The sequence below is a fragment of the Limnospira sp. PMC 1279.21 genome (assembly GCF_032349615.1).
Lineage (GTDB): Bacteria > Cyanobacteriota > Cyanobacteriia > Cyanobacteriales > Microcoleaceae > Limnospira > Limnospira fusiformis.
Map to the genome: position 1 here is coordinate 14,862 of NZ_JARPLU010000094.1, position 5,426 is coordinate 20,287.

Here is a 5,426-nt window from a genome sequence, read left to right on the forward strand (position 1 = left end):
TAATTATTAATTATTAATTGATGCCGAACTATTAAAATTATAGCTCATCACCCCAATAGTCAAACCATCATCATTAAGCTGGCTGCGAGTCAACGTTAAAGTGTCGCTATTAACATTCCTAATAGTTGCATTAGTCATCACATCAAGGAAATTATCAACCGGAACCAAATCGCAGTTATTCACGTCTGCAGCCAGAGTTTTATAGTGGGTGGGAATCACTAATCTAGGGTTGAGGGAAGCAATTACCGCCGCCGCTTCCGTCGGAGTATAAGCCTTCGGACCTCCACCCACAGGAATTAACAACAAGTCGGGGCGACCAATCAAAATCCTTTCTTCAATATTAATAGGTCCGGCTAACCCTCCCATGTGCAGAATTCTGATACCACCCTGAGTCCATAACCAGGCGACATTCTGACCAAACCTGCGACCTCTTTCACGGTCTTTAATAGTGCGAATACCTTGAATTTGGGTTCCTTGAAATTGATAAACTCCCGGTTCATGTAATAGCGCCGGATTATTGGGAAACCCATCAATCGACCCTTCATCAAGTAACCGACTGCTAATTAACACCAGGTCAGTCTCTATTTTCGGGCTACCAAATCCGGCGGTACATCCAATTTGTCGAAACGGATTTACCAGTATCCGCAAACCATCCCCAGTAAACAGAAAACTCGTATGTCCAAGCCAGCGAATAGTCAAGTTAGATTCACTGGGTGTCTGCGCTTGGGAAACCTGCCACCGCGCACCAAATCCCGCAGCCAAGGTAACTATAGCACTGGTTTTAGCTAGGTGGATAAACTGTCGCCGTTTCATAGCAATTATATGACCCAAATATTACCGAAAATTTACCGCTAATTGATTAGCTTTCTACTGCCATTAACCGACAACTCTTTAGGAAGTTCTTAATTAAGGTTTTCCCAGCCGTTGTCAAGATGCTTTCCGGGTGAAATTGCACACCCTGAATATGGGAATAATGGCGGTGTTGAACTCCCATAATTGTACCATCATCCACCCAGGCGGTAACTTCTAGCACCGGTGGACAGGTTTGGGAGTCTATGACTAAACTATGATAGCGCGTCGCGGTAAAGGGGTTCTCTAAATCGTGAAATACCCCCTTGCCGTTATGATGAATGGGGGAGGTTTTCCCGTGCATCAACTCTGGGGCTGAGATAATCTTCGCACCGAAGGCTTGACCGATGCTTTGATGTCCGAGACATACCCCTAAAATCGGTAAGGTTTTACCTAATTCTCGGATAATGGCTAGGGAAATTCCGGCATCTTCTGGGCGACCGGGACCGGGAGAAATGACTAAACCATCGGGTTTTTTATGTCTAATTTCTTCAACGGTGATGCCATCGTTTCGGTAAACTTCTATGCGATCGCCTACCGGATTTTCTGCCCCTAATTCTCCTAAATATTGCACCAGGTTATAGGTGAAACTATCATAGTTATCAATGACGATTATCAATGTCTATACTCCTTGCAGCCACAGTTGAGTTGCCGTTAACAAAGCTGGTAAAATCAGCACTCCCGCCACTAATAAAGCTGCCAAAGACGAGATTAACACAGCCCCCGCCGCGCAGTCCTTAGCAATGCGTGCCAATTCATGATACGACTTTCCTACCGTTAAATCAACTACCGACTCAATGGCTGTGTTCAACAATTCCAAAGCCATGACCGCGCTGATAGTTAAACCAATAATAGCAATTTCTACAAAGCTAAGATGCAACCAGAAACCCAGACTGACCGCTAAAGTCCCTATGGCTGTATGAATGCGAAAGTTGCGCTGGGTCCTGAATGCGTAAGCCACACCATTCCAGGCGTATTTAAAGCTAACCAATAGGTTATTGGCGATCGCCCAAGACTGAGATACTCGGTGGTTGGCGGTTTTCGTCTCTGGGGTGGTGGGAATATAGGCGTAGTTGACAGACCGAGGACCTAATGGGGTGGGAAGTGCCGAAACAGAGTTTTTTTTAGCTTTCATGGTTGGGTATCCTTAAATCAGCATTCTCTAGGAATATCAGGATTTCTGATCAATTCTGGGTGCAATGTAGCACAATCGTGGCTTAGTTCATATTTTCTTCCGACTCCCAGGCGTAACCTGAACCAATTTGCAGGTTAACCGTCTGTAATAGGGCTTTTTGCTGATCCAACATTCGAGTTAAACTGCGATCGTCGGGATGGTCCCACCCCAGTAGGTGTAATAACCCATGACTGGTCAACCATGCTAACTCGGTTGTAAGATTATGCCCTGCCTGTTGTGCCTGTCTAAATGCTGTTTCCACTGAAATTATTATATCCCCAAGATAGCAGGGATGCAATGAGAGGTGTTCTGCTGGCATCACAAGGCTGGTTTCTAGCGCCGCGAAGGATAGTACATCTGTAGCCTCGTCTAACTGCCTATATTGGGCGTTAAACTCCTGTATTTCCCTATCGTCCGTCAAACGCAGACTAAGTTCATATCCCTTAGCCGGGGGTAAATACGGATCAAGTTGTTGTAACCACTGACAAAACCATGATTCCCAGGTTTCTGGTGCGATCGCCTTTTCCGCCAGTTCCCCCAAGCGCAGAGACTCTCCCTCTTTCCCCCACCAGAAATTATCTTCAATATTAACTTCTAACTGCACCTTCTCACCCCCCAACAGCATTTAATCTTTAACGGGTAAGATAGGCGAGACCCACCAGCAAGCCAATGAGACCCACAGTAGTCAAGAAAAAGTGAAATAGTGATTTTGAACCTTTCCTAACCATATTCCGCATTGCCAGTTTCACATAACTCGGTTGCCCTTCAGTCGCCGAAACCCGAGTTTCTGGGTTAGTAGTTTCAGGCGAAACCGGAGTTTCTGGGTTAGTAGTTTCATTCGTAGTAGTCGGGTTAGTCATGGTCTAGGGTTAAAACATTCAATTAGTAACTTGCCATCAATTGTAAGCCATATTCAGAATTTCACAACTCCGGCGATACCCCCACCTACCCCCCAGACCCTCATTATCGAGTTCCCACCACCAAAACTAATTCCCCGGTGGGGTAAGGCGGGTTTATTCATAAAGTCGTGAGGAATTCAGCACCACCCCCATATCGTCCGTAAAGAAACCCGCTTTCTCCCCCAGAAGTCAAGAAACCCCGTTTCTCAGCCGAAACCCTAGGGCGGGTTTATTAATCGTGGTAAATTGAGAATTAACAGAGGAATTATCCGGCTACAATGTTCATTATAGCCAGGTTTCTCCCCCATCAGTCAAGAAACCCGTCCAAGAAACCCCGTTTCTCAGCCGAGACCGTAGGGCGGGTTTATTCATCAAGTCTTGGGGAAGGAACCCGCCCCTAAAATTAATTATTAATAATTAATAATTAATAATTAATAATTAATTGAGGTTTGGGGATATAGGGTAACGTTTAGTGCTATTTTCCGGCTGTATTCATCTCAATTTCTGGAAATCTCCGAGGTAAAAATATGAGTAATTCCACTCGCCGTCACTTTCTGCAATTCTTAGGCGCAGCCCTAGCCACCCTAGGAATTGACCCCGTTTTATTTCACCGAAAAACCCAACGCCATCGCCAAGTCTTAGCCCAGAGTACCTCCCGCAAACTCGCCTTACTCGTAGGAATTAACAGCTATTCCACACAGCCCTTAATCGGCTGTGTCAACGACATCTATTTACAGCGAGAATTACTGATTCACCGCTTTGGTTTCCACCCCCAAGACATCTACATATTAGAAGACAAACAAGCCACCAGAGACGGCATTTTAACCGCCTTTGAAGAATACTTAATCAAACAAGCCAAACCCGGAGATGTCGTAGTTTATCACTATTCTGGGCATGGTTCTCGCATTTTTGACCCCCAACCCATTCTCCGAGAAGTGGGAAGTACCCAACAACTCAACGGCACCTTTGTTCCCGTTGATGGCGACTTACCCCCTGGATATCCTAACGCACCAGGAAGCGTCAAAGACATTATGGGGCATACCTTATTTTTATTAATGTCCGCCTTACAGACCGAAAACGTCACCGTTGTATTAGATAGTTGTTTTGCCGGAGGTGCCACCAGAGAAGCGCGAGTCCGGTCTCGTGATGGTGGTCAAAACGTCCTAGTTTCCGACTATGAAAGAAGCTATCAGCAGCAGTGGTTATCACGCTTAAATATGTCCCCAGAAGAATTTGTTAACGGCTACCGCACCGGAGTTGCCAAAGGCGTAGTATTATCAGCCACAGCCCCCCATCAACTAGCGCGGGAAGTGAATGTTAATGGTTTTGACTGCGGCTTATTTAGTTATTTATTAACCCATTATATGTGGAATTCGGATAGTAATATACAACAGCTATTTACCAAAATCATCCCCGAAATTCCCAAAAACTTCTATCAACAGCCCCGTTATGAAGTCAAAGTAGGTAGTGGTTATCAACTCCAAACTCCCTATTTTATCAATAATCCGAACCCACCCGCCCAAGCCGTTGTCACCCAGGTAAGTGGCAGTAACGCCCAATTATGGTTAGGGGGGATTGATTTACGAAATGTCAGCAGTGGCACAATCTTAACCGGGGTAAATAGTACAGGAAAAGTCCGAATAATTGACCGGAATGGCATAGTAGCCCAAGCCGAAATCGAGGAACCAGTAACCGTAGGAACCCTATTGCATCAGGGAGGTTAATAGACTTATAACTTTCATTTATCCATTATCCCCCCTCTCGCCCTCACCCAGCTTTATTCGGAGGTTGGGTTGAGGAACGAAACCCCACATTATGGCTCAATTTGCGGGGATTGACTGACTCAAATCAACCCAGATTTTTTAGCTTTTGCTTACCCATAAATTGTCTGCAAAAATCAAGAAATAAACCCATGATTAAACCACAGCAACTCATCGAAATAGGATTGATAACAGCCACATTATCCGTGATGCTAGGGGAGTCAGTCCTGGCGACCTCATCACAGCTAAAAACCAATTCATCATCCCCTCAAACAACGCCTATAATTATCGCCCAAAATAGCAGTAATTCTGAAGCGGATAGATTGTTAAATGAGGGATTCATACTATTTCAACAAGGAACCGCCGAATCATTACGAGAAGCCCTAGAAAAGTGGCAAGCCGCCCGCGAACTCTATCGCGCTGCTGGGGATAGAGGGGGGGAAGCTACTACTCTCAACAATATTGGCTTTGTGTACTCCTCCCTGGGAGAAAAACAAACAGCCCTAGACTACTACAACCAAGCTTTACCCCTGTATCGGGCTGTGGAGGATAGAGGGGGGGAAGCTACTACTCTCAACAATATTGGCCTTGTGTACGACTCCCTGGGAGAAAAACAAACAGCCCTAGACTACCTTAACCAAGCTTTACCCCTATCAAGGGCTGTGGAGGATAGAGGAGGGGAAGCTACTACTCTCAACAATATTGGCCATGTGTACGACTCCCTGGGAGAAAAACAAACAGCCT

Annotated in this window: 7 protein-coding genes; 2 read left to right on the forward strand and 5 right to left on the reverse strand. The window is 45.5% G+C overall.

From position 1 onward, the window contains the following. Positions 1–6 precede the first annotated feature (6 nt). The 5 genes from P5683_RS14720 to P5683_RS14740 form a co-directional block, all read right to left on the reverse strand. Positions 7–813, reverse strand: coding sequence for an MBL fold metallo-hydrolase (locus P5683_RS14720; RefSeq protein ID WP_046321040.1), 807 nt, complete (start codon positions 811–813; stop codon positions 7–9). A gap of 46 nt (positions 814–859) precedes the next feature. Continuing rightward, positions 860–1,468 (reverse strand): aminodeoxychorismate/anthranilate synthase component II, encoded by a 609-nt coding sequence (locus P5683_RS14725; RefSeq protein WP_006621055.1) that lies wholly within the window; start codon positions 1,466–1,468, stop codon positions 860–862. A 3-nt stretch (positions 1,469–1,471) separates the two neighbouring features. Next, complete coding sequence (locus P5683_RS14730) at positions 1,472–1,984, reverse strand: diacylglycerol kinase family protein (protein WP_008054318.1); 513 nt, start codon at positions 1,982–1,984, stop codon at positions 1,472–1,474. Between the two features lie 82 nt (positions 1,985–2,066). Beyond that, on the reverse strand, positions 2,067–2,648 hold the full coding sequence (gene ybeY / locus P5683_RS14735; protein ID WP_187757843.1) for an rRNA maturation RNase YbeY: 582 nt from the start codon (positions 2,646–2,648) through the stop codon (positions 2,067–2,069). Between the two features lie 7 nt (positions 2,649–2,655). Next, the gene (locus P5683_RS14740) at positions 2,656–2,883 is read right to left on the reverse strand and encodes a DUF3285 domain-containing protein (RefSeq protein ID WP_006621058.1); all 228 of its coding nucleotides are present in this window, start codon (positions 2,881–2,883) and stop codon (positions 2,656–2,658) included. Positions 2,884–3,449: 566 nt separating this feature from the next. On the opposite strand from P5683_RS14740, the gene P5683_RS14745 reads away from it, so the two are divergent. Continuing rightward, entirely contained in the window at positions 3,450–4,646 is a 1,197-nt protein-coding gene (locus P5683_RS14745; RefSeq protein WP_315640327.1) for a caspase family protein, read from the forward strand. Positions 4,647–4,834: 188 nt separating this feature from the next. Further along, positions 4,835–5,426, forward strand: a 592-nt coding sequence (locus P5683_RS14750; protein WP_315654862.1) for a tetratricopeptide repeat protein, incomplete at its 3' end; no start/stop codon positions are given.

Coding starts and splice junctions, on each gene's coding strand:
- P5683_RS14730 (WP_008054318.1), bottom strand. CDS start 1,984: ATGAAAGCTAAAAAAAACTCTGTTTCGGCACTTCCCACCCCATTAGGT.
- P5683_RS14740 (WP_006621058.1), bottom strand. CDS start 2,883: ATGACTAACCCGACTACTACGAATGAAACTACTAACCCAGAAACTCCG.
- P5683_RS14720 (WP_046321040.1), bottom strand. CDS start 813: ATGAAACGGCGACAGTTTATCCACCTAGCTAAAACCAGTGCTATAGTT.
- ybeY (WP_187757843.1), bottom strand. CDS start 2,648: ATGCTGTTGGGGGGTGAGAAGGTGCAGTTAGAAGTTAATATTGAAGAT.
- P5683_RS14745 (WP_315640327.1), top strand. CDS start 3,450: ATGAGTAATTCCACTCGCCGTCACTTTCTGCAATTCTTAGGCGCAGCC.